Origin of the sequence: Methanofollis liminatans DSM 4140 (assembly GCF_000275865.1) — an archaeon.
GTDB lineage: Archaea > Halobacteriota > Methanomicrobia > Methanomicrobiales > Methanofollaceae > Methanofollis > Methanofollis liminatans.
The window spans coordinates 346,206-368,816 of the sequence record NZ_CM001555.1 but is presented as its reverse complement, the minus strand read 5'-3'; the positions used below and the strand labels follow the sequence as shown (position 1 = coordinate 368,816).

Genomic DNA, 22,611 nt, shown 5'->3' with positions numbered 1-22,611 from the left:
TAACTGAAAGCCCGATGAAAATCATCAAGGACCCGGTGCACGGCGACGTGGAAGTGGGAGAGGCGGCGCTCGTCCTCCTGGACTCCCCGCCCCTCCAGCGCCTCCGCCACGTCAGGCAGCTCGGGTTCGCCCATCTCGTCTATCCGGGCGCAAACCATACCAGATTCGAGCACTGCCTCGGGACGATGCACCTCGCCTCCCTTCTCTGCCGCCACCTCGGCCTCGACCGCCGCGACGCCGACCTCGTCACCGTGGCCGCCCTCCTCCACGACATCGGCCACGGCCCCTTCTCCCATGTCTCAGAGGCCTTCATGGTCGAGATGCTGGGGAAGGGGCACCAGGAGGTCGAGGGACTCCTCCACGAGGAGCGGACGGCGACCCTGATCGCCCGCTGCGGCCTCGACCCGGACGAGGTCGCCGCCGTCATCAACGGGCACCACCGCTACGCCGGGATCATCCACGGCGATCTCGATGTGGACCGGATGGACTACCTCCTGCGGGACGCCCATTACACCGGCGTGCCGTACGGGATCGTCGACGCCGCACGGCTGATCCGCTCCACCGTCCTGACCGAGACCAGGATCGCCCTGGACCAGGGCGGGATCAACGCCGCCGAGTCCCTGCTCATCGCCCGGACCCTGATGCGCCCGGTGGTCTATTACCACCACGTCTCCAGGATCGCCACCTCGATGTTCCACCTCGCCCTCCTCTCCCATATCGAAGGGGGTGAGGACGCCGTCGACGACCTGATGGGGATGGACGACGCCGCCCTCTTCACCCGCCTCCTCGCCTCTCCGGACCCGACCGCCCGCACCCTCGCACGGCGGCTCTACGGCCGGGACCTCTACAAGCGGGCCGTGTACGTGGGGAGGGGCCAGGTGAACGCCGCCTCGGTCCAGAGCCTGACCACCGTCGCCGAGAGCCGGCGGATCGCGGCGGCGATCGCCGCGGAGGCCGGCGTGGAGGAGGAGACGGTGCTCGTCGACATCCCGCCCTTCCCGAGCGAGATGTCGATGGAGGTGCGGGTGCGCGACCGGGACGCCCTCGTCGGGCTCGAACAGGTCTCGCCCCTGCTTGCGACCCTGAACGAGACGCGGCGGGAGCAGTGGCGTCTCGGTATCTACACCCTCCCGGACCAGCGGGGCGAGGTCGAACGAGCGGCGATCGAGATATTGCACATCAAAAAACCGACGCAGCAGTACAGGCTGCCAATATGAGGGAGAACATGGGGAAAGAATATGTCATCGGGGTGACGGGCGCAAGCGGGATCGTCTACGCCCGCCGTCTCGTCGAGGTGCTCAGCGCACAGGCGCGGGTGCACCTGGTCGTCTCTGATATCGCACGGGAGATCGCCGCCTTCGAAGGCGTGAGCCTCGCAGGCTTTCCGGTGATCGAGGAGGACAACCGCAACCTCGCCGCCGAGATCGCCAGCGGGTCGTTCAGGTACGACGGGATGGCCGTCGTCCCGTGCTCGATGAAGAGCCTCGCCTCGATCTCGACCGGGCTCTCGGACACCCTCATCGCCAGGGCGGCCGACGTCTGCCTCAAGGAGCGGCGGCGGTGCATCCTGGTGCTGCGCGAGATGCCCCTCTCGCGGGTGCACCTCAAGAACATGCTCGCCGCCGACGAGGCGGGGGCGACGGTGATGGTGGCGAGCCCGCCCTTCTACGGGCGGCCGCAGACGGTCGACGACCTGGTGGACATGGTCGTCGCCCGGATCCTCGACCACCTCGGGGTCGAACACGATATAGGAAAACGATGGAGCGGATACGATGACGATGAGAAGGTTCATTGAAGAGATGCGGGAGCGCGGGCTGGTCGACGAGATCGTCGAACCGGTCTCCACCCGCTTTGAAGCGGCGCAGATGGCGGCAAAGACCGACCGGATCCTCCTCTTCCGCGACTGCGGGGGAAAACCGGCCGTAATGAACCTCACGGCGGGAAGGCCCGCCCTTGCGGCGGCGCTCGGGGCCGAGGAGAAAGACCTGGTGAAACGCCTCGCCGATGCCTCGTACAGCGGGCGGCTGAACCTGATGGGCACCCTTGAGATGCACCCGGTCGACCTCTCCGAGATCCCGATCATGACCTTCTTCCCGAAGGACGGCGGGCCCTATATCACGGCAGGAATCGTCTTCTCCCGCTCCGGCGAGGTGGAGAACGCCTCCATCCACCGGATGATGGTCGTAGGAAACGACCGTGTCGCCGCCCGCCTGGTCGAGGGCCGGCACACCGACGTGATGCACCGCGAGGCCCTCGCCGCAGGCGTTCGCCTGCCCATCGCCGTCGTCATCGGGACGCACCCGGCCGTCACCTTCGCCTCGTGCACCCGCGTCCCCGAGGGGAAGGAACTCGCCTTCGCCGCCGAACTGATGGGCGGCGAACTCCCGGTCTGGGAGTGCGCAAACGGGGTCCTGGTCCCTGACGCCGAGATCGTCCTCGAAGGCTACATCGGCACCGAACGGGCCGAGGAGGGGCCGTTCGTGGACATCACCGGCACCTACGACTTCGAGCGGATCCAGCCGGTGATCGAGTTCACCGGGATGCACACAAAACCCGACCCGATCTACCACTCCATCCTCCCGGGCGGCAACGAGCACAAACTCCTGATGGGCGTGCCGTACGAGCCGCGGATCTACAAGGCGGTCGCCGGGGTGACGAGCGTCCGGAACGTCGTGTTGACGACCGGGGGCTGCGGCTACCTCCACGCCGTCGTCCAGATCAGGAAGAACACTCAAGGGGACGGCAAAAACGCCATCATGGCAGCGTTTGCCGCCCATACCTCCCTCAAGCACGTCGTCGTCGTGGACGAGGACATCAACCCCTTCGACATGGGCGACGTGGAGTATGCGATCGCAACACGGGTGCGGGGAGACCGCGACCTGATGGTGATCGCCGGGGTGCGCGGCTCGTCCCTGGACCCCTGCCGCGAGGGGGACGGGACGAACGTGAAGATCGGGGTCGATGCCACGATGGTGCTCGGCGAGGAAGAGAAGTTCGTGCGGGCCAGGTGGGATGCCTGATGTTTCTTGAGTCTGAAGAACAGCAGATCTTAAACGGCGAGTTCGGGGAGACCCGCCAGCAGATGATGGAGCTGCTCGTCGGTCTGGGCACCGTCTTCGGGGCCGAACGGCTCGTCCCAATCGCGAGCGCCCAGGTGAGCGGCGCCTCGTACAAGACGATCGGGCGCTGGGGGCTGGAGTGGCTGCAGGGGCTCGACGCCCGCGTGGCCGTGCCGACGGTCTTGAACCCGATCGGCATGGACCGCGACCGCTGGCGCGAGATGGGCGTGCCCGAGGAGTTCGCCGGGAAGCAGGAGGCGGTGATCGACGCCTACGAGCGCCTCGGGATCAGGCTCGAATGCACCTGCACCCCCTATTACCTCTCGAACACGCACTACGGCGAGCACCTCGCCTGGGCCGAGTCCTCGGCGGTCGCCTATGCGAACTCGGTCATCGGGGCGAGGACGAACCGCGAGGGAGGGCCCGGTGCCCTTGCAGCGGCGATCGTCGGCAGGACGCCGTATTACGGGCTGCACATCTTCAAGAACCGCCAGCCCTCGATCGGGATCGCCGTCGACGACCCGGCCGCCATAAAGGACGCCGCCGATTACGGGGCGCTCGGCTACGTGGCCGGGAAGATCGTCGGCAACCGCATCCCCCTCTTCTCCGGGATCAGGCCGAACCGCGACCACCTCAAGGCCCTCGGGGCGGCGATGGCGGCGACCGGGGCCGTGGCCCTCTACCACGTGGCCGGGATCACCCCCGAATCCCGCCTCCCGACCTTCAAGGCCGAAGTCCCGGAGACGGTCGAGATCAGGATGGCCGAGGTCAGGGAGGTCTTCTCCTCGATCGAGGTGGACGCGATCGCCGTCGGCTGCCCCCACCTCTCCCCGGCGGAGATGGAGACGCTCGCAGGTCTTCTCGAGGGAAAAAAGGTGAAAAAACCCTTCTTCGTCTTCGCCGCCCGCGGCGTGATCGCCGGGAACCGCGCCGCCGTCGAGCGGATCGAGCGGAGCGGGGCGCGGGTCTACGCCGACACCTGCGTCGTCGTCTCGCCGGCCCTCGACCGCTTCGATGCGATCATGGTGAACTCGGGCAAGGCCCTCGCCTACGTCCCCACGATGTGCGGGGCCGTGGCGCGGATCGGGACGATGGAGGAGTGCGTGGCCGTCGCCACGGCATGAGGTAAGAACATGGACACATTCACCCCCTTCCAGCAGGTGCCCGGCGAGAACACGGAGGAGCGCTTCGCCGCCCTCGGGATCAGGGCCGGAGAGACGGTCGACCTGCTCGCCCTCAAAGAGATCGGCGAGCGCGGCGACGTCGAGGTCTGGATCTACTTCGACGAAGAGGTGGCCGCCGCCTCCACCATCGAGCGGGACCTCGCGAATTTCGAGTTCGTCCCCGAGCCCGACCGTCCGTTCATCGAGCTCCGCCGCTTCTTCGCCTTCATGGAGAGCATCGAGCCCGGGTTCGAGCGCAGCCTCGCCGACACCCCGGTCAGGGCGCAGATCGTCGCTGTCGGGGAACGGGAAGCCTTCTGCGGCTGCGTGCTCTCGCCGCGGCCGTACGTGAAGGCGGCCCTCGAGTAGGCGAAGAACAGGAGGACTCAATACCCACCCCGCCCCATTCTCACAGGAGAGACAGATCGTGCAGCCAGAGAGTTCATGGGAGAGTGCCCGCGCACAGAGCGATCTGATCAGGCTCTACTGCCACCCCACGATCCTGCGCCTCCTTGTTGCACTCGGCGAAGGACGGCAGAGTGCAGGCAAACTCTCCCTGATCCCCGGATGCGGCGGGTGCGGCGCAGAGGAAGCGCTCAGGCAGCTGCGCTACCGCTGGATCGTGGATCAGGACGAGAACGGCTATACCCTCACCAACAACGGCGCACTGCTCGCCCTGCGGCTCCGGAACCTCTGCGGGACCCTGCACCGAACACGCTGCGGCAGGGGAGCGCACGGCCTCCAGCCCATGCCCGCACTCTTCGAGGAGGTGCAGGACGACCTGATCGGGATCACGCGCCCGGACTCGATCCATGCGCTCAGGGATCCGGGATCGGGCAGAGACGAAACGAGGGCATGGCTCGCCGAACGGGGCTTTTTTGCCGTGACCGACGGGGCGGCGTCCCTGAGCGCAGAGGGCGCGGAGATGCTCGAATCCATCGAACGGTGCATCAGGACCTTCGAGGTGATCGAGCGGTTCAACTCCTTCTTCCAGATCCATTCCCTCGACGGCATGCCCGAATCCGCCCTCGCCACCATCGACGACCTGATCTGCGCCGACCTGATCTGCGACGTCCCGGTGAACTTCGAGCAGGGACTCGCCTATTTCTACGACGTGATCAGGAAGGCGGACCGCCTCCACGGGGTCTCGACCTGGTTCCTGCCGCAGATCGCCGAGACGATCTGGGAGCGCGTGACCGCCGGGGCAGAGATCGAACTGGTGATCACGCCTGACCTTGCGGAAACACTCTGGAACGAAGAGATTGTCAGGAAAGGACGAAACCCGGCCGACTTCCCGAACCTCAGGTTCTACGTCTGCACCATACCGGTGAAGGTCGGGCTCACCGTCACCGACAAAGCCCTTTCCCTGGGACTGTTTCTCAGGGACGGCAAAACCTACGATCGGATCCACGACCTCCTCTGTTTCACTCCCGAGGCGGTCGCCTGGGGCGAACGGCTCTTCAGGCATTACCGGGAGCGGTCGGTCCCAATCGAGGAGTTCTTTTCCGACGCGGTGCGGGCAACAGGTTCATGCCGGTGAACGTCAAGAAGGAAGGTATGGATATCCCTTCAGAGGGTTTTGCACCGGTGCCTGGCGGGCGGGTCAGGTACCGCATCGCCGATGCCGACCAGAACGGCATCCCCCTCCTCGTCCTCCACGGCGGCCCGGGGTGCACGTGGGATTACCTCGAACCCCTCTCCGCCCTCGAGGGCGGGCGGCCGGTGATCTTCTACGACCAGCTCGGCTGCGGCGACTCCGACCGGCCCGACGACCCCTCGCTCTGGACGCTGGAGCGCTCCGTCGACGAACTCGTCGCCGTCAGGGAGGCGCTCGGGCTCGATCGCCTCCACATTCTCGGCCAGTCCTGGGGGACGATGCTTGCCGTCGAATACATGCTCACGCGCCGCCCGGCCGGGGTGGTGAGCCTGGTGCTCTCCGCCCCCTGCCTCTCGGCCTCGCGCTGGGCAGCGGACGGGCGGCGCTACCTCCAGAACCTCCCTGAGGAGCACCGGCAGGCGGTCCTCCGCGCCGAGGAGACAGGCGTCTACGACGACCCCGCCTACGGGGAGGCGATGATGGCCTATTACCGCCGCCACCTCTGCCGCCTCGACCCCTGGCCGGCGTGCCTGACGCGGTCCTTCGAGCGCCTGAACACCGAAATATACCTGCAGATGTGGGGGCCGAGCGAGTTCACCATCACCGGCAGCCTCAGGGACTTCGAGCGCGCCGAACGCCTCCACGAGATCGGGGTCCCCGCCCTCTTCACCTGCGGGGAGTTCGACGAGGCGACCCCGGCGACGACGGCGTACTACCACCGCATGATGCCGGGATCGGAGATCGCCGTCTTCGAAGGGGCGTCGCACGAGCACCACCTGGAGGACACCGCCGACTACCTCCGTCTCGTCAGGGAGTTCCTCGCCGGGGCAGAGACGGCAGAAAGATTGAGGGTCTGAACCGATCTATACATGGGAGAACAGATGTACGCACACGAAAGGTCAGACTGCCGCATCGATCCCGGCCAGATCGGATTGTACACCACGCCGGCGACGGTCCGCATCCTTGTGGCGCTCGTGCGCGGCGCGCAGCCCCCGGCCCATCTCGCCGTCATCACCGGGTGCCGGCGGGGCGAGACCGAACCGATCCTCCGCGACCTCAGGCAGCGCGGGATCGTCGTCCATGAGTGGGGGCGCTACCGTCTCACCAGGAGCGGGGAACTCCTGGCAGGCCGGCTCCTCGCCTGCGCCTCCAGGCTCTTTCAGACGCTCTATGGCAGGTCAGGCTCATCCCTCCCGCCTATGCCCCTCGTCGCCGAGGGTGTGCTCGACGATATCGGCCGCCTGACCCTGCCCGCCTATATCGAGGCGTTCGAATGCCCGGAACGTGCAGACCCGGAGATCCTGGCGTGGATGCGCTCCAACGGCCATATCTCGGAGACGGACGGTGCCTTCTCCCTGACCGGGAAAGGCCGGGCCTACCTCACTTTCCTCGACCGCTGCAGCAGGACGATCGCCACCATCGACCGGTTCAACGAATTTTTCGAGAGCCATGCCACAAGCGGCGTCCCGGAAATCGCCATAAAAGAGATCGGAGACCTTATCAATGCCGGGCTGGTCGTGGACCAGCCGGTGAGCGCGGAGCAGGGGTTCGCGTATTACCTGGAGATCATCAGGGAGGCGGGATGGCTCCACGGGGTCTCGAACTATTCCCTGCCGCAGATCGCCGCGGCGATCTGGGAGCGGGCGGTCGCCGGGGCAGAGATCGAATTGGTGATCACGCCTGAACTTGCCGGCGCCCTCTGGGAGGAGGAAATCGTAAAAAAGGGGAGAGACCCCGCGGCCTTCCCCACCTTCAGGCTCTATGTCTCGACCGTCCCGGTCACGGTCGGGCTCACCGTCACCGACAGCGCCCTCTCCTTTGGACTCTGTAACCCTGACGGCACCTACGACACCGTGCACGACCTGGTCGGCAGGACCGAGGGGGCGGTGAGGTGGGGCGAGCGGCTCTTTCGGCATTACAAAGAACAGGCGGTGCCGATAGAGGAATACGTTGCGACGCTGCGCTGATCAGCAGGTCACGTGGACGAGGGCGGCAAACCGCCGCCGCTCCTGGCCCATACGCGCCTCGACCTCGGGGGTCGGGGCGATCACCGTCTCGTAACCCTCCAGCATCGCCCTCGCCCCCGGCGTGATGGGCAGGGCACCCTCGTAGCCCGTGCCGATGTACACGACCTCCGGGCGCTCCTCTTCCAGAAACCCGAGTTCTGCCTCGCTCAGAGGCGTGTGACCGTACTCTCCCCTCAGGTGCTTCGAGCGTTTCTTCTTCCGCTTCTCCACCCGACCGCCCGGGTGCACGACGACGTCACCGTCATAGACCTCGTCGCCGATCCTGACCGAACCCCATGGCATCGACAGGAGGACTCGCAGTGAAGGGACATAAAAGCAGCGATGGCCGCGCCGCAGAGACCGCTCCCTGAAAGTCTCGACACTGCCCGCTCCGGAAAGAAATGGACAAAAAATGATTGCGGGGAGGGTATCCCCGGGAATGGGTACGCCCGACGCTCACGCCAGATAGTCGTCAGGCCGCGGGATCTGTTCCTTGAGACCCTTCCTCTTCCGGATCGCCTTGACGACCTCGGGGAGGAGGCCCTGGGGAACGACCTCGAAACCGGCGAACTCGGTGGACCACATCGCACGACCCTCGGTCGCCGAGCGCAGGTCGCCCGCAAACCCGAAGAGTTCTGCGACCGGGGCCTTGCCCGTGACGGTGATCGAGTCGCCCATGCTCTGCATGTCGAAGACCTGGCCGCGGCGGCCCTGGATCTGCCCGGTTGCAGCGCCCATCTGGTCCATCGGGACCGTGATCTGGATCTTCTGCATCGGTTCGAGGAGGGAGTCGCCGGCCATCAGGATACCGGCCTTCACGGCCGAACGGACGGCCGGGATCACCTGCGCCGGACCGCGGTGGATCGCGTCCTCGTGGAGCTTCACATCGACGAGACGGATCTTCAGGTTCTGCACCTGCTCCTCGGCGAGCGGACCGCCCGCAAGGGCCTCGCGCCAGCCTTCGAGGACGAGTTCCATCGTCTCGTTGAGGTACTGGATACCCTTGGTCATGTCGAAGAACATGTTCGTCGCCTCGATCGCCTTGAGGTTCTTTGCCTCGTCCTTCTCGAGACCGCCCTTGAGCAGGGCGTCACGCCGCTCAAGCTCGGACATGTTCATCGTGATATCGCCGTCCTTGATCATCTTGACGAGCTCCTCAGGCATCGGCTCCAGCTCGATGTAGAACCTGTTGTGCCGGTTCGGGGACTTGCCCTCGACCGGGCCGGCCTTCTGGGTGGGGGTCTCGCGGTAGACGACGATCGGCGGGGAGGTGAGGATCTCGACGCCCTTGTCGCGCTTGATACGGCCGGTGATGATCTCCAGGTGGAGCTCGCCCATGCCGGAGATCAGGTGCTCGCCGGTCTCCTCGTTGATCGTGACGCGCACGGTCGGGTCTTCCTTTGCGACCTGCCGCAACACGGTGACGAGCTTCGGGAGGTCCTTCATGTTCTTCGCCTCGACGGCGACGGTCATGACGGGCTCGGAGTAGTGCTGGAGGGACTCGAACGGGGTCATCTCCATCAGGGAGGTGACGGTGGAGCCGACGATGGCGTCTCTCAGACCGGTGACGGCGGCGATGTTGCCGGCGCAGAGGCTCTCGACCTCGATACGCTCAGGGCCCATGAAGATGCCGACCTGCTGGAGACGGTTGGACTTGCCTGCGGTGCCGGAGATGTAGACCTCGCCGCCCCGGCGGAGGGTGCCGGAGAAGAGACGGCCGGTGGCGACCTCGCCCGCATGCGGGTCGAAGGAGATGTCGGTGACCATCATGGCGATCGGGCCGTTCGGGTCGCAGTTGATCATCGACTTGCCGACCTCGGACTCATAGTCCCCGTGCCAGATGATGTGGACACGCCGGTCCTGGGCGTCGATCGGGTCGGGGAGGTGCTTGACCACCATGTCGAGGAGCACTTCGGCAAGGGGGCTGCTCTTCGCGAGCGCCTTCATCTCGCCGGCGCGGCAACGGTCGTAGACTTCCTGGAAGTTCACGCCGCTCTTCTTCATGTACGGCACCGAGACCGCCCAGTTGTACAGCGCCGAGCCGAATGCGACGGTGCCCTTTGCAGCGTCGAGCTTCCAGCCGTCGTTGTACATCTTCTCGTTCATGCCCTTGATCAGCTTGTTCACCTTGTCGATGACGCGGCCCAGGCGGATCTGCATCTCGGTCGAGTCGACCTTGATCTCGTTGATCAGGCGGTCCACCTTGTTGATGAAGAGCACGGGCTTGACGCCCTCCTTGAGGGCCTGGCGGAGCACCGTCTCGGTCTGGGGCATGGTGCCCTCGACAGCGTCCACGACGACGACCGCACCGTCCACGGCGCGCATCGCACGGGTGACGTCGCCGCCGAAGTCCACGTGGCCGGGGGTATCGATCATGTTGATCAGGTACTCCTCGCCGCCGTACTCGTGGACCATCGAGACGTTGGAAGCGTCGATGGTGATCCCGCGGGCCTGCTCTTCGGCGTCGGAGTCCATGAAGAGCTGGTGGCCGGCGAGTTCCTCGGAGATCATCCCGGCGCCTGCAAGCAGGTTGTCGGAGAGGGTGGTCTTGCCGTGGTCGATGTGTGCTACGATACCAATGTTGCGGATCCGCTGGGGCTTATCCATCAGCTCGGTGACCCGCTCTACCATCTTTTTCCTTCGTGTCATTGGGGTGCCTCAGAAAAAAAGGGGTTTAGCGTGCAGCCTTCGCAACACGCTCGCGTTCTTCTTTCTTGGAAACGGAGAAGCACTTGGCGTCTCCCTTCGCCGCGGCGATCAGCTCGTCGGCGAGGACGTCGGAGGCCGCACGCTTGCTCTTGTGGGAGCCGTTGTAGGTGGCGGTGGCAAGGAAGCCGATGGCGGCGTCGACCCGGCGCTGCGGGGCGGTGTCGACCGACTTGGGGACGTTGATGCCGCCGTACTTCAGGCGGACGGTCTCCTCGCGGGGGCCGGCGTTGGAAATGGCGTCGACCAGGACCTGCACCGGGTTCTTCTTCGTCTTCTTGTGGACTCTGTCGAAGGCTTCCTCGACGATCCTGATGGCGAGCTGTTTCTTGCCGGTGTTGTTCTCGGTCTGCATCAGTTTGTTGATCAGGCGCTCGACGACGAGCATCTCGCTCTTCGCAAACTGCTGCTGCGAGAGCTTCCCGCAGGAGTGCGGGACGATCATGGAGGTGAGGTTCACATATCTGACAAGGCCGGGGTCCGTAATCTGGACCTCGGAAATGTCCCACTTATTGAAAAGGAGCTGCTTTACGCCAGTCTCCTGCTCTTCTGCCTGGACAGGCATCTCTGCTTCGGTCATCATCATCACCTGCGCGGCTTCTCCTTACGGCCAAGCACCATTTCCTGGAGGCAGACATCGTTCACCTTGGTCACGCAGAAGCGGACCCCGGGGATATCACCCTTCGAACGGCCGAGACGACCGCCGATACCTTCGATGGTGACTTCGTCGTGCTCGTCGATGAAGTTGATCGCGCCGTCGCCGACCGCGAAGGCGGTGACCTGGCGGCCGTTCTTGATCAGCTGCACGCGCACGCACTTACGGATAGCGGAGTTCGGCTGTTTCGCCTCGACACCGACCTTCTCGAGCACGATACCGCGGGCCTGCGGGGCGCCCTCGAGGGGGTCGGACTTAACATCGAGCATCAATTCACGGCGTGCGTAGTCGACATCATTCCAACGAGTCTTGTTGGCATCACGCTTCATTTTTCTGGCTGCAAATTTTCCCATTCCCATTGAATACCCTCTTTAGAGTCGGATTTCTGGATGTGGATACCCTTCACTGTGGTATAATACCAAGGCGCGGAACGAATTTATATATTGTCCATCGTTCCGAAATCTGGTATTATTCATGGGATGTTCTCTATAATAATCTTATATGCCCGCCGGACGAATAATGGAGTGATGGTCACCTGCATCTACAAAGAAACCACCTTCGACGCAAGCCACCGCCTCCTCCACTACGTGGGCAAGTGCAACCGCCTGCACGGGCACCGATGGCGGGTGGAGGTATGGATCGCGGGCACGCCTGACGAACGGACCGGGATCCTCATCGACTTCAACTGCATCAGGGCGGTGACCGACCGGTTCGACCACCAGGTGATCCTCAACGAGGACGATCCCATGGTCCCCTGCATCCGCCAGTTCCATGAGGTGGTGACGACCGCCGGCGACCCGACGAGCGAGGCGCTTGCGGAGATCATCGCCGACCTCCTCAACGAGGCGTGCATCAGGGAAGGGACCGACGCGCGGGTGACGAAGGTCCGGGTCTGGGAAGCGCAGACCTGCTATGCGGAGATCGATTATGCTGGTCTGTGATATATTCGGATCCCTGCAGGGCGAGGGGCAGCACCAGGGGCGCCCGACCACCTTTATCAGGCTGGCGGGCTGCAACCTGCGGTGCGCCTGGTGCGATACGCCCGAGTCGCAGGAAGAAGAGGCCGGGAAGGCGATGACGGTGGACGCCGTCCTCGACCGGATCTGGCGGATGAAGTGCCGCAATGTCTGCATCACCGGCGGCGAGCCCCTCCTCCAGATGGGCGAGGTCGTCGAGGCGTGCCGCCGCCTTCACCGGATGGGCTACTCGGTGGAGATCGAGACGAACGGGACGATCGACTTCAGGCCGGTCCAGCCCTTCGCCTCGATCTGCATGGACGTGAAGTGCCCGTCCTCCGGCCAGAAGAGCGATCTCTCTCTCCTCCAGTACACCCGCGACGCCGACAGCGTGAAGTTCGTCGTCGCCGGGGAGGACGACCTCGCCTTCGCGGAGAAGGTGCTCACCCACTGCCCGGCCCGCGGCGAGATCTTCATCTCGCCGGTCTATGGGGCAGACGAGCGGCAGATCGCCGCCTGGGTGATCGATACCGGGCTGCCGGTGCGCTTCCAGATCCAGCTCCACAAGTACCTGGAGATGAAATAAGGATGAAAGCGGTATGCCTTCTTTCGGGCGGGATGGACTCGACCACCCTCGCCTACGTGGCAAAAGACATGGGCTACGATATCCTCGCCCTCCACCTCAACTACGGCCAGCTGACCGAGGCGAAGGAGCGGGCATGCGCGCGGACGGTCGCGGGCCTCCTCGGGGCCGAGGAGTTCCTCGAGATCGACGTCGGGTATTTCTCGCAGTTCGGCAAGAGCGCCCTCACCGATCCGGGGATTGCGGTTGAGGACTACAGCGAGGGGCACGCGGGGATCCCGAAGACCTATGTGCCGTTCAGGAACGCCAACCTCCTCGCGATGGCCGTCAGCTTTGCCGAGTCCCGCGACGCCGATGCGGTGTTCATCGGGGTGCAGTCCTCTGACTACTCGGGCTACCCGGACTGCCGGGAGGAGTTCATCCAGGCCTTCCAGCGGGCGGTGGACCTCGGCACCGCCGCCGGCGGGACAATCAAACTGATGACCCCCTTCGTGCACATGAACAAGACCGAGATCGTGCAGAAGGGGCTCGACCTCGGCGTGCCGTACGACCAGACCTGGTCCTGCTACACCGAGAACGAGGTCGCCTGCGGGACCTGCGACTCGTGCCATTTCAGGCTCGAGGCCTTCCGCGCCCTCGGGATCGAGGACCCGATCCCGTACCGGGTGAGGCCGTGACCGAGATCTACCGGGGCCGGAGGCTTTCGGTGGAGCTGAACCGCTTCACCCTGCCCGACGGGACCGAGCGGGAGCGGGTCGTCGTGAAGCCGGGAAACGCCGCGGCGATGCTCCCGATCGAGGACGACCACTGTTACCTCCTCAGGCAGTACCGCTTCGCGATCGGGGCGTGGATCTACGAAGCCCCGGCCGGGACCCTGGAGGAGGGGGAAGACCCGATCGAGACCGCACGCCGGGAGATCATCGAGGAGTGCGGCCTCGCCGCCGGGGAGATGATCCCGCGGGGGTTCATCTACACCACGCCGGGCTTCTCGGACGAGCGGGTCTACCTCTTCGAGGCGCGGGCCCTCTCGCCCTCCTCGGCCTTTTCTCCCGACGACGACGAGCAGATCGAGGTCGTGCGGGTGCCGCTCGCCGACCTTCCGGCCATGTGCCGGGACGGCCGGATCTCGGACGCAAAGACGATCGCCCTGGCCTTCAGGTGCCTCGGCTGAGAGGGCGGTTCGCCTGATGCGTGTGGTTTATAGGAATCTGAATCGAATACGTACTAGCTTTGAACACTGGTGAATAAGAGATGACCGAAATTGAGGAGATGGACCCGGCGAGGCTGCGCTACGAGTTCAAAAAGATGCTCGAGCGGCTGGAGGCTAAACAGGGGAGCGGGACGGAGCTGATCTCCCTCTACATCCCCCCGGACAAACAGATCTACGACGTGACCGCCCAGCTGCGCGACGAGTTCGGCCAGTGCTCGAACATCAAGAGCAAACAGACAAAAACCAATGTCCAGAGCGCCATCTCCTCCATCCTCTCCAGGCTGAAGTACTTCAAGAAGCCGCCCGAGAACGGGATGGCCATCTTCTGCGGGAGCATCAATACGGTCGGCGACCGCACCGACCTCCAGTGCGAGATCGTCTATCCGCCCGAGCCCCTCGGCCTCTATATGTACCGCTGCTCCTCGAACTTCGAGCTCGAACCCCTCAAGGCGATGCTCGAGGAGAAGTACGTCTACGGCCTCCTGGTCATCGACCGGCGTGAGGCGTACTGGGGGTTCCTGCGGGGCAACCGGATCGAGCCCATCGGCGGCTCCACCTCCACGGTGCCGGGCAAACAGCGCAAGGGCGGGCAGTCGGCAGCCCGGTTCCAGCGCCTGCGGCTGATCGCGATCAACGAGTTCTACAAGAAGGTCGGCGACCATTCGAGCGAGATCTTCATGGCCGAGAAGGACTTCTTCGAGCGGTTCAAGGGGCTGCTGATCGGCGGGCCTTCGCCGACGAAGGAGGAGTTCGCCGAGGGCGGATACCTCCACCACGAGGTCCAGAAGAGAGTCCTTGGCCTCTTCGACGTCGCCTATACGAACGAGAGCGGGCTTCCCGAACTCGTCGACGCCGCCGCCGACGTCCTGAAGGGGATGGCGGTCGTCAAGGAGAAAGACCTGATGAACCGGTTCCTCAAAGAACTGGTCAAGGACGACGGGCTTGCCGCCTATGGCGAGGAGAGCGTCCGGGCCAACCTTGAGACCGGATCAGTCGATATCCTCCTCCTTTCCGACCGCCTGCGCGAGTCCCGCCTGAAGATCAGGTGCGGGGCCTGCGGCTACTCAGAGGAGCGGACGATCAAGAGCGAGTCTGGAAAGACGACCAGGGACATCGAACTCGGAAACTGCCCGAAGTGCAGCGCCCCCCTCCAGATCGAGGAAGAAAGCGACATCATCGACGAACTCACGGCCCTCGCCGACGCGAGCGGGACGAAGGTCGAGATCATATCAGACGAATTTGAAGAAGGGTCGGTGCTCTACTCCGCCTTCGGCGGGATCGCGGCGATCCTCAGGTACAGGACGGGATATTGAAATGTATTTCAACACATATCGGCAGATTGAAGCGGCCCTCAAGGCGTGCACCGGCGAGGAGACGGTGGACCTCGGCGAGGGCGGCGAGCATGCGGATTTCGCCACCCCCATCGCATTCTCCCTTGCGAAGAAACAGCGGAAGGCCCCGGCGGCGATTGCGGCCGGACTGGCAGAAGACCTCAGGGAACGCCTCGCGGGGACCGGGATCACGGTCGAGGCGGCCGGGCCGTACGTCAACTTCCAGGTGAGCGGCGAGTATGTCAGGGACGCCGTTGCAGCGGCCCTCGAACCCGGCTTCGGCCGCCTCCCCGAGCGGGGCGAGCGGGTGATCCTGGAGCACACGAGCGCCAACCCGAACGGCCCCCTGCACGTCGGGCATATCAGGAACTCGATCATCGGCGACACCCTTGCACGCGCCTTCAGGAAGGCGGGCTATCCCCTCGAAGTCCATTACTACGTGAACGATATGGGGCGGCAGATCGCCATCGTCTCCTGGGGCTTTTCCCACAACCCCCTGCCCGCGGAGGAGGGCGAGAAGTCGGACCACCACATCGCACGCGTCTACGTGGCGGCAAACCGGGCGATCGAGGCCGACGAGACGATCACGGCCGAGGTCGACCGCCTGATGCAGCAGATCGAGGCCGGCGACCCCGAGACCAGGAAGAACTTCCGCGAGGTCGTCTCCCACTGCCTGGACGGCTTCAAGGTGACGATGAAGAACCTCAACGTCGCCCACGACCGCTTTGTCTGGGAGTCGGACTTCGTGCGCAACGGCGACATGGAGCGGGTGATCGCGAAGATCGAGCGCCTGCCGCAGGCAAAGCACGACGGCACTCTCTCTATCGACCTCACCGAGTGCGGCTTCGAGAAGGACTACGTCATCCGCAGGAGCGACGGGACTTCGGTCTACGCCGCCCGCGACCTCGCCTACCACACCTGGAAGAGCCGGAACTTCGACCGCGCCATCGACGTCCTGGGGGCCGACCACAAGCTGATCGGCTCGCAGCTCCAGTGCACCATGCGCCTCCTCGGCGAGAGGGCGCCCGAGATCGTGATCTTCGAGTTCGTCTCCCTGCCCGAGGGTTCGATGTCGACGAGGGCCGGCAAGTTCGTCTCTGCCGACGAGTTGATCGCCGAGGTGACGAACAAGGCCTTCGCCGAGGTCTCGGAACGTCGCCCCGAACTCCCCGAGGAGGAGCGCGAGGGGATCGCCCGTGCGGTCGCCCTGGCCGCCGTCAGGTACGATATCGTGAAGATCTCGCCGGAGAAATCAACGGTCTTCGACTGGAACGAGGCCCTGGATTTCGAGCGGCAGAGCGGGCCGTACGTCCAGTACTCCCACGCCCGCGCCTGCTCGATCCTGGAGAAGGCGGGTGCGTTCGAGCGCGCCTTCGTCTTCTCAGACCCGCACGAGATCGCCCTCGCCAAACAGATCGCCCGGTTCCCGGCGGTGATCGACCGCGTCGTCAGGGAACTGCGCCCGCACCTGCTGGCCGCCTATGCCCGCGAGCTCGCCGACCAGTTCAACACCTTCTACCGCTATGTGCCGGTGCTCAAGAGCGAGGGCGAGACCCTGCAGAGCAGGCTCACCCTGGTCGCCGCGGCGCAGAACACCCTGAAAGAAGCCCTCGAGACCCTGGGGATCGATGCCATCCGCACCATGTGAGGAGGGACGGATCGCCCTGCGCAAGCAGGGCTACCAGTTCGTCGCCCCCGACGCCACCGCCGCGGTCAAGCCGTGCATGTGGAACAAGCGGACGCTCCGCGGCGGCGACATGTGCTACAAACACCAGTTTTACGGGATCGAGAGCCACCGCTGCGTCCAGATGACGCCGACCCTGCGGTGCAACCAGCGCTGCCTCTTCTGCTGGCGCTCGTTCGAGCACGAGACGACCGATGAGCGGTTCTGCACCCCCGAAGAGATCGCAGACGCCCTGCCCGCCCTCCAGAAAAAAGCGCTCTCCGGCTACAAGGTCTCGCAGTACGTCACCTCCGAGCGGTTCGCCGAGGCGCTGGACCCGAACATGGTGGCGATCTCCCTCTCGGGCGAACCGACGCTCTACCCCCACCTCCCCGAATACATCGACCTCTTGAACGAGCGCGGCTACACGACGTTTCTCGTCTCGAACGGGACGATGCCAGATATGATCAGGCGGTGCCGTCCGTACCAGACCTACATCTCGGTGGACGCTCCCGATAGGGAGACCTACCTCGCCCTCTGCAACCCGCAGGAGGACTACTGGGACCGGATCCACGAGAGCCTCTCGCTCCTCCCCGCCCGGCGGTCGGCGGTCAGGACGACCCTCGTGAAGGGGAAGAACGATTTCGACCCCGAGGGCTATGCGGCGATCTACGAAGCCTCGGGCGCCACCTTCATCGAGGTGAAGGGATACATGTATCTCGGATACAGTCGAAAACGCCTCTCACGGAGTGCGATGCCGGAGCACGAGGAGGTCCGCCGCTTCGCCGAGGCGATCGCCGGGCACTGCAGTTACCGGATCACCGACGAGAGCCCGATATCCAGGGTGGTCCTGATGGAGAGAGAAGTATGAGATTTGATCCAGAAGAGCGGAAGGAACTGTCAAGGAGCGATTTCGAAACGGCGTGGCACCGGGGCCCCGAGGTGCTGACGCCCCCGTCCCTTGCGGAGACCTATCCGCGGAAGGCCTACCGGCGGGCGGCGCCGCACCCGATCGCCGAGACGATCCAGCGCCTCCGCGAGGTCTACCTCTCGATGGGCTTCGACGAGGCACGCGTCCCGGTGATGATCGAGGAATCGGACGTCTACCGGCAGTTCGGCCCCGAGGCGAGCGCCGTCCTGGACCGGGTCTTCTACCTGGGCGGGCTGCCGCGGCCGAACGTGGGGATCTCGGATAAACAGCTCGACGAGATCATGGCGATCATCGCGTCGCACGAGGAGAACTTCGCCGTCGCCCCCGAGACGGTGAAGGAAAAACTCCAGCGGACCTTCCACGCCTACAAGAAGGCGACGATCGACGGCGACGAACTGACCCACGAGATCGCCGCCGACCTCGCGATCGACGACGGCCTCGTGGTCCACATCCTGGACTCGGTCTTCCCCGAGTTTCGGAACCTCGCCCCTGAGTCGTCCAGGACGACGCTGCGCTCGCACATGACGAGCGGGTGGTTCCTCTCTCTTGGGGCGATGTGGGAGCACTACGCCCACCCGATCCGCCTCTTCTCGATCGACCGCTGTTTCCGCCGGGAGCAGGAGGAGGGGCCGACCCGCCTGATGACCTATCACTCGGCCTCGTGCATCATCGCGGGCGAGGACGTGACGATCGATGACGGGAAAGCCGTATCCGAGGCCCTGCTCTCGGCCTTCGGCTTCGAGGACTTCCAGTTCCGCCCCGACGAGAAGCGTTCGAAATACTATATTCCCGACACCCAGACCGAGGTGTATGCGAAGCACCCCGAGATCGGGTGGGTGGAGGTCGCCACTTTCGGGATGTACTCGCCCTCGGCCCTGGGCGAGTACGGCGTCGGCGTCCCGGTGATGAACCTGGGCCTGGGCGTCGAGCGCCTGGCGATGATCCTCTATAAGTCCAACGACGTTCGGCAGCTCACCCACCCGCAGTTCTTCCCCCGGACCCTCACCGACCGCGAGATCGCGGCGGCGATTGGCCTGCGCGAAGAGCCGCGGACCGTCGAGGGGCGGCGGCTCGTATCGGCGATCGTCGCCACGGCGACGGCGAACGCCGCCGCCTCCGGGCCGTGCTCGTTCCTCGCGTATGAAGGGGCGTTCGCGGGCAGGAAGATCCGAGTCTTTGTGGAGGAGCCGGAGGAGAACTCGCGCCTCTGCGGCCCGGCGACCTTCAACGAGGTCTTCGTGCAGGACGGCAAGGTGCTCGGCGTCCCCGACACCGAGAAGTTCGCGGACGTCCGGGCGAACGGCGCCCCGACCGGGATCTCCTACCTGACGGCGGCGGCGAACCTGGCCGCGGCCAGGATCGAGGAGGCGGCCCGGTGCGGCGAGGCCGTGGTCGTGCAGGTGAAGATGGCGAAGACGCCGTCTGATGTGAATTTGAGGATACCGGAATGGGCGATGCGGTATATTACGGATAATAAGCGGAAGGTGGATGTGCGGGGGCCGGTGTTTTTGACGGTGCGGGGGGAGATCGGGGAGTGAACGGGCCGGCGACCCTCTCGTGCCGGGCCCGACACCTCGCCACCGTTTTATGAGGGGGACAGGAGATCGTCCTTTCCCCCATCCATTTTTTGGTACGACGTTTTTTCCAGTTCTTCCGGCGTGAAGATGACGGAACACTCGCCCCGGCCGACGAACGCCGTGGCACCGCCTCCCTGCTCACTCGCTGCAGACCCGTCGAAGATCCCGGTCTTGCAGAAGGAGAAGTAATAGACCTGCGACGGCGCACCCGCGGTCGAGACCCAATCGAGAGGGACGAGGGTTCCGTTCTCCAGGAGATACACCGGGGAGGATTCACTCCTGTAGGTCGCGCCCCGGATATTTTTCAGGTGGATGCTCCAGTCGTTCTCCCAGAACGAGGTGTTCGAACCGAGGGCTTCGAGATCCCCGAAGACCCGGCCGGGATGGCGGAGGCCCGCGGGGGAGAGGCCGGTCATCGACCTGGCCGTCACGGTGCCGCTCTGCCGGCGGGAGGCCTCGAAGTACCGGCGCTCTCCGTTCACGTCACCGGAGAACAAGAGCTCCATCTGGACGATATGGCCGTCCCCTCCCCTGAGCAGGGTGAAGTCGCTCACCATGCCGCTCTCTTCGTCGATGCCGGTCGCCTCCACGACCCCCTCCCAGAGGGCGGTGAGCGGCGGACCCGACACCCCGGCAGGAAGGGTGAAGGTCTGGTCCGTAAGTCCGCTGCAGCCTGCGGTGCAGATGAGCAGAAGACAGAGTCCGGGTATAAGATATGGTGTGTTCATGGTTGTCACTCGCGCCTCCGGTCGCCGCTGCCTGAAATATGTCCGTTTCAATATATACCGTTTCTGACGCAATCGTTTACCTGTCGCGTCGATCTCGCCGGGCCAGGAAGAGGATGAGACCCTACAGTGGCGCATGTCACGGATCGGCACCCCTCGTGCCCGCTACAAAAAAGAACGGTGTCGAAAGTGTCCAGCGCTTCGATTGTCTCTCCGGTCCCGCCACCTCTAACAAGCTCTTCGTGCAGGACGGCAAGGTGCTCGGCGTCCCCGACACCGAGAAGTTCGCGGACGTCCGGGCGAACGGCGCCCCGACCGGGATCTCCTACCTGACGGCGGCGGCGAACCTGGCCGCGGCCAGGATCGAGGAGGCGGCCCGGTGCGGGGAGGCGGCGGTCGTGCAGGTGAAGATGGCGAAGACGCCTTCTGACGTGAATCTGAGGATACCGGAATGGGCGATGCGGTATATTACGGATAATAAGCGGAAGGTGGATGTGCGGGGGCCGGTGTTTTTGACGGTGCGGGCGGAGATCGGGGAGTGAACGGGCCGGCGACCCTCTCGTGCCGGGCCCGACACCTCGCCGCTGTTTTATGAGGGGGACACGAGATCGTCCTCTCCCCCATCCATTTTTTGGTACGACGTTTTTTCCAGTTCTTCCGGCGTGAAGATGACGGAACACTCGCCCCGGCCGACGAATGCCGTGGCACCGCCTCCCTGCTCACTCGCTGCGGACCCGTCGAAGACCCCGGTCTTGCAGAAGGAGAAGTAATAGACCTGCGACGGCGCACCCGCGGTCGAGACCCAATCGAGAGAGACGAGGGTTCCGTTCTCCAGGAGATACACCGGGAAGGATTCACTCCTGTAGGTCGCGCCCCGGATATTTTTCAGGTGAATGCTCCAGTCGTTCTCCCAGAACGAGGTGTTCGAACCGAGGGCTTCGAGATCCTTAAAGACCCGGCCGGGATGGCGGAGGCCCGCGGGAGAACGTTCTGCGATCGGTCTGACCGTCACGGTGCCGCTCTGCCGGCGGTAGGCATTGAAGTGTCGTCGCTCTCCGTTCACGTCACCGGAGAAAGAGAGGTCCATCAGGACGATATGGCCGTCCCCTCCCCTGAGCAGGGTGAATTCGCTCACCAGACCGCTCTCTTCGTCGATGCCGGTCGCCTCCACGGCCCCCTCCCAGAGGGCGGTGAGCGGCGGACCCGATGTTTCGGCAGGGAGGGTGAAGGTCCGGTCCGTAAGTCCGCTGCAGCCTGCGGTGCAGATGAGAAGAAGAAAGAGTCCGGGTATGAAATATGATGTGTGCATGGTTGTCACCCATACTTTTGCTCAATGGGAATCAAAATAAAGATTAGAAATGATTGAGTAATCATTTAATAATCAACCCAGAAATCCCAAGCGGTTCTGAGATCCCGATACTGGCGATCATACCATGGTGAAGTGGGATCAACAAATTTTCCATCAACATATAGACGTGTCAGATGATACTCCCCGGCAACGTTAGGAACGTCTGCTAATATAGAACTCCCTACTCTCCACCCCTGTATTGTTTTTTGCGCTTCGGCAGAGTTAAATGACATATCCCATCGTGCTGTTTGAGTAACCGGATCGCTGTTATCCTCAATGGAGACAGAATCAAGGATTAGCGACCAAGACATACATGGTTCCGGATAAAGAGATAACTGAAGGGTTGTTGGTCCCACATAGGTTCCGAAAGGTTGGCGGTTATGTAACGAGGAACTAAGGGAGTTGGGGGCATATGACCAGTCGTTCCAACAAAAACCCGATTCACTAATCCATTTACTCCAGTTATCTTCTCTCCACCTATGAAATCCAGGTTCCATTGAAAAAAATTGTTTAACTGCATAACAGTCCTGATCTGGATCATCTTCTTCGATATTGCGATACAGTTCATAGTTGTTCTCAACTAACCCATACGGCTCGGCTTCATAATAGAGGTCATCCTGTGAGAAGCAATCCCAACCATCCTGAACATCTGAGGACGATAGAAGATTCTGTTCGTTACTCATATTTTCAAGCCATTGATTGGCTATCTCATACATGTCGTCAATACAACTTTCGTCATTGACAACACCGATCAATTGGTGAGTCGTACCTTCAGGATCAATATAAAACCCATAAGCCACGATTGTTCCATTATCTAAGATCCTCGGATTTGCATAGGCAAGAGTTGGGCCATCCCCTTCGGTTGAACGGAATAAATGGTTTTGCTTTGAAATAAGGTTGCTCCGCAAATCTATAATTTCAGATTCAGTAATTGGGTTGCTCAGATCGCGAATCTCATAGACATAAGGTTGACTCATGTTTATAGGAGCCAACGTTTGATTCTCAGCTGCGCCAGGAGGGACCACAGTACAGACCAGTAGGATAACCAGAAACAGAGGAATCCCAGTATAAAGTTTTGTTTTCATTCGTTTACCTCCAGTC

General features: G+C 63.5%; 23 protein-coding genes and 1 pseudogene. 17 read left to right on the top strand and 7 right to left on the bottom strand.

What is annotated here, in order from left to right:
• Positions 1-14: 14 nt before the first annotated feature.
• The 8 genes from METLI_RS01770 to METLI_RS01735 are packed head-to-tail and all read left to right on the top strand — an operon-like array spanning position 15 to position 7,786.
• Positions 15-1,217 carry an HD domain-containing protein gene (locus METLI_RS01770; RefSeq protein WP_004037510.1) on the top strand — a complete coding sequence of 401 codons (1,203 nt, stop codon included), beginning with the start codon at positions 15-17 and terminating at the stop codon, positions 1,215-1,217.
• A gap of 8 nt (positions 1,218-1,225) precedes the next feature.
• Positions 1,226-1,795: a UbiX family flavin prenyltransferase gene (locus METLI_RS01765; RefSeq protein WP_004037508.1), complete on the top strand. Its 570-nt coding sequence runs from the start codon at positions 1,226-1,228 to the stop codon at positions 1,793-1,795.
• A complete protein-coding gene (locus METLI_RS01760) occupies positions 1,779-3,020 on the top strand; it encodes a UbiD family decarboxylase (protein ID WP_048103582.1) in 1,242 nt (413 codons plus the stop codon). Before METLI_RS01765 ends, METLI_RS01760 begins: the two co-directional genes overlap by 17 nt.
• The gene (locus tag METLI_RS01755; protein WP_004037502.1) at positions 3,020-4,183 is read left to right on the top strand and encodes an aconitase X; all 1,164 of its coding nucleotides are present in this window, start codon (positions 3,020-3,022) and stop codon (positions 4,181-4,183) included. The genes METLI_RS01760 and METLI_RS01755 overlap by 1 nt, the downstream gene beginning before the upstream one ends.
• A 9-nt stretch (positions 4,184-4,192) precedes the next feature.
• Positions 4,193-4,591, top strand: a complete 399-nt coding sequence (locus METLI_RS01750) for a hypothetical protein (protein WP_004037500.1) — start codon at positions 4,193-4,195, stop codon at positions 4,589-4,591.
• Positions 4,592-4,649: 58 nt separating this feature from the next.
• Positions 4,650-5,762, top strand: a complete 1,113-nt coding sequence (locus METLI_RS01745) for a helix-turn-helix transcriptional regulator (RefSeq protein ID WP_004037498.1) — start codon at positions 4,650-4,652, stop codon at positions 5,760-5,762.
• Positions 5,753-6,676, top strand: coding sequence for a proline iminopeptidase-family hydrolase (locus METLI_RS01740; RefSeq protein ID WP_004037496.1), 924 nt, complete (start codon positions 5,753-5,755; stop codon positions 6,674-6,676). The genes METLI_RS01745 and METLI_RS01740 overlap by 10 nt, the downstream gene beginning before the upstream one ends.
• A 24-nt stretch (positions 6,677-6,700) precedes the next feature.
• Positions 6,701-7,786: a helix-turn-helix transcriptional regulator gene (locus METLI_RS01735; RefSeq protein ID WP_004037494.1), complete on the top strand. Its 1,086-nt coding sequence runs from the start codon at positions 6,701-6,703 to the stop codon at positions 7,784-7,786.
• On the opposite strand, the gene METLI_RS01730 is transcribed toward METLI_RS01735, so the two are convergent.
• From METLI_RS01730 to METLI_RS01715, 4 genes are all read right to left on the bottom strand, one after another.
• Positions 7,787-8,128, bottom strand: coding sequence for a hypothetical protein (locus tag METLI_RS01730; protein WP_004037492.1), 342 nt, complete (start codon positions 8,126-8,128; stop codon positions 7,787-7,789).
• Between the two features lie 153 nt (positions 8,129-8,281).
• Complete coding sequence (locus tag METLI_RS01725) at positions 8,282-10,474, bottom strand: elongation factor EF-2 (RefSeq protein WP_004037490.1); 2,193 nt, start codon at positions 10,472-10,474, stop codon at positions 8,282-8,284.
• Between the two features lie 25 nt (positions 10,475-10,499).
• Entirely contained in the window at positions 10,500-11,111 is a 612-nt protein-coding gene (locus METLI_RS01720) for a 30S ribosomal protein S7 (protein ID WP_048103963.1), read from the bottom strand.
• 5 nt (positions 11,112-11,116) lie between these two features.
• Complete coding sequence (locus METLI_RS01715) at positions 11,117-11,545, bottom strand: 30S ribosomal protein S12 (protein ID WP_004037486.1); 429 nt, start codon at positions 11,543-11,545, stop codon at positions 11,117-11,119.
• A gap of 168 nt (positions 11,546-11,713) precedes the next feature.
• Between METLI_RS01715 and METLI_RS01710 the strand changes: the two genes are divergently transcribed.
• The 8 genes from METLI_RS01710 (at position 11,714) to sepS (ending at position 19,398) form a co-directional block, all read left to right on the top strand.
• Complete coding sequence (locus METLI_RS01710; RefSeq protein WP_004037484.1) at positions 11,714-12,127, top strand: 6-carboxytetrahydropterin synthase; 414 nt, start codon at positions 11,714-11,716, stop codon at positions 12,125-12,127.
• The gene (locus tag METLI_RS01705; protein ID WP_004037482.1) at positions 12,114-12,728 is read left to right on the top strand and encodes a 7-carboxy-7-deazaguanine synthase QueE; all 615 of its coding nucleotides are present in this window, start codon (positions 12,114-12,116) and stop codon (positions 12,726-12,728) included. Before METLI_RS01710 ends, METLI_RS01705 begins: the two co-directional genes overlap by 14 nt.
• A gap of 2 nt (positions 12,729-12,730) precedes the next feature.
• Positions 12,731-13,402, top strand: coding sequence for a 7-cyano-7-deazaguanine synthase QueC (queC, locus tag METLI_RS01700; protein ID WP_004037480.1), 672 nt, complete (start codon positions 12,731-12,733; stop codon positions 13,400-13,402).
• Positions 13,399-13,896, top strand: a complete 498-nt coding sequence (locus METLI_RS01695) for an NUDIX hydrolase (protein ID WP_004037478.1) — start codon at positions 13,399-13,401, stop codon at positions 13,894-13,896. Before queC ends, METLI_RS01695 begins: the two co-directional genes overlap by 4 nt.
• 80 nt (positions 13,897-13,976) lie before the next feature.
• Positions 13,977-15,248 (top strand): peptide chain release factor aRF-1, encoded by a 1,272-nt coding sequence (gene prf1, locus METLI_RS01690; RefSeq protein WP_004037476.1) that lies wholly within the window; start codon positions 13,977-13,979, stop codon positions 15,246-15,248.
• 1 nt (position 15,249) lies between these two features.
• Positions 15,250-16,914, top strand: coding sequence for an arginine--tRNA ligase (argS, locus tag METLI_RS01685; protein WP_004037474.1), 1,665 nt, complete (start codon positions 15,250-15,252; stop codon positions 16,912-16,914).
• Positions 16,895-17,800, top strand: coding sequence for a 4-demethylwyosine synthase TYW1 (twy1, locus tag METLI_RS01680; RefSeq protein WP_004037472.1), 906 nt, complete (start codon positions 16,895-16,897; stop codon positions 17,798-17,800). Before argS ends, twy1 begins: the two co-directional genes overlap by 20 nt.
• A complete protein-coding gene (gene sepS, locus METLI_RS01675) occupies positions 17,797-19,398 on the top strand; it encodes an O-phosphoserine--tRNA ligase (protein WP_004037470.1) in 1,602 nt (533 codons plus the stop codon). The genes twy1 and sepS overlap by 4 nt, the downstream gene beginning before the upstream one ends.
• A 47-nt stretch (positions 19,399-19,445) precedes the next feature.
• Here the strand turns inward: sepS and METLI_RS01670 are convergent, their stop codons facing one another.
• Positions 19,446-20,165, bottom strand: a complete 720-nt coding sequence (locus METLI_RS01670) for a hypothetical protein (RefSeq protein ID WP_004037468.1) — start codon at positions 20,163-20,165, stop codon at positions 19,446-19,448.
• Positions 20,166-20,371: 206 nt separating this feature from the next.
• Between METLI_RS01670 and METLI_RS01665 the strand changes: the two are divergent.
• Positions 20,372-20,704: pseudogene (locus tag METLI_RS01665) on the top strand (O-phosphoserine--tRNA ligase); the annotation flags it as partial.
• A 47-nt stretch (positions 20,705-20,751) separates the two neighbouring features.
• Here the strand turns inward: METLI_RS01665 and METLI_RS01660 are convergent.
• Positions 20,752-21,471 (bottom strand): hypothetical protein, encoded by a 720-nt coding sequence (locus METLI_RS01660; protein ID WP_004037466.1) that lies wholly within the window; start codon positions 21,469-21,471, stop codon positions 20,752-20,754.
• Between the two features lie 65 nt (positions 21,472-21,536).
• Complete coding sequence (locus tag METLI_RS13020) at positions 21,537-22,595, bottom strand: hypothetical protein (protein WP_004037465.1); 1,059 nt, start codon at positions 22,593-22,595, stop codon at positions 21,537-21,539.
• Positions 22,596-22,611: the final 16 nt, after the last annotated feature.

What these genes read in the sequence shown, in the direction of transcription:
- METLI_RS01735 (WP_004037494.1), top strand. Translation starts at nt 6,701, where the DNA reads ATGTACGCACACGAAAGGTCAGACTGCCGCATCGATCCCGGCCAGATC.
- sepS (WP_004037470.1), top strand. Translation starts at nt 17,797, where the DNA reads ATGAGATTTGATCCAGAAGAGCGGAAGGAACTGTCAAGGAGCGATTTC.
- METLI_RS01715 (WP_004037486.1), bottom strand. Translation starts at nt 11,545, where the DNA reads ATGGGAATGGGAAAATTTGCAGCCAGAAAAATGAAGCGTGATGCCAAC.
- twy1 (WP_004037472.1), top strand. Translation starts at nt 16,895, where the DNA reads ATGCCATCCGCACCATGTGAGGAGGGACGGATCGCCCTGCGCAAGCAG.
- METLI_RS01750 (WP_004037500.1), top strand. Translation starts at nt 4,193, where the DNA reads ATGGACACATTCACCCCCTTCCAGCAGGTGCCCGGCGAGAACACGGAG.
- METLI_RS01705 (WP_004037482.1), top strand. Translation starts at nt 12,114, where the DNA reads ATGCTGGTCTGTGATATATTCGGATCCCTGCAGGGCGAGGGGCAGCAC.
- METLI_RS01730 (WP_004037492.1), bottom strand. Translation starts at nt 8,128, where the DNA reads ATGCCATGGGGTTCGGTCAGGATCGGCGACGAGGTCTATGACGGTGAC.
- METLI_RS13020 (WP_004037465.1), bottom strand. Translation starts at nt 22,595, where the DNA reads ATGAAAACAAAACTTTATACTGGGATTCCTCTGTTTCTGGTTATCCTA.
- argS (WP_004037474.1), top strand. Translation starts at nt 15,250, where the DNA reads ATGTATTTCAACACATATCGGCAGATTGAAGCGGCCCTCAAGGCGTGC.
- METLI_RS01740 (WP_004037496.1), top strand. Translation starts at nt 5,753, where the DNA reads ATGCCGGTGAACGTCAAGAAGGAAGGTATGGATATCCCTTCAGAGGGT.
- queC (WP_004037480.1), top strand. Translation starts at nt 12,731, where the DNA reads ATGAAAGCGGTATGCCTTCTTTCGGGCGGGATGGACTCGACCACCCTC.
- METLI_RS01765 (WP_004037508.1), top strand. Translation starts at nt 1,226, where the DNA reads ATGGGGAAAGAATATGTCATCGGGGTGACGGGCGCAAGCGGGATCGTC.
- METLI_RS01760 (WP_048103582.1), top strand. Translation starts at nt 1,779, where the DNA reads ATGAGAAGGTTCATTGAAGAGATGCGGGAGCGCGGGCTGGTCGACGAG.
- METLI_RS01725 (WP_004037490.1), bottom strand. Translation starts at nt 10,474, where the DNA reads ATGACACGAAGGAAAAAGATGGTAGAGCGGGTCACCGAGCTGATGGAT.
- METLI_RS01660 (WP_004037466.1), bottom strand. Translation starts at nt 21,471, where the DNA reads ATGCACACATCATATTTCATACCCGGACTCTTTCTTCTTCTCATCTGC.
- METLI_RS01710 (WP_004037484.1), top strand. Translation starts at nt 11,714, where the DNA reads ATGGTCACCTGCATCTACAAAGAAACCACCTTCGACGCAAGCCACCGC.
- METLI_RS01720 (WP_048103963.1), bottom strand. Translation starts at nt 11,111, where the DNA reads ATGACCGAAGCAGAGATGCCTGTCCAGGCAGAAGAGCAGGAGACTGGC.
- METLI_RS01755 (WP_004037502.1), top strand. Translation starts at nt 3,020, where the DNA reads ATGTTTCTTGAGTCTGAAGAACAGCAGATCTTAAACGGCGAGTTCGGG.
- METLI_RS01770 (WP_004037510.1), top strand. Translation starts at nt 15, where the DNA reads ATGAAAATCATCAAGGACCCGGTGCACGGCGACGTGGAAGTGGGAGAG.
- prf1 (WP_004037476.1), top strand. Translation starts at nt 13,977, where the DNA reads ATGACCGAAATTGAGGAGATGGACCCGGCGAGGCTGCGCTACGAGTTC.
- METLI_RS01670 (WP_004037468.1), bottom strand. Translation starts at nt 20,165, where the DNA reads ATGAACACACCATATCTTATACCCGGACTCTGTCTTCTGCTCATCTGC.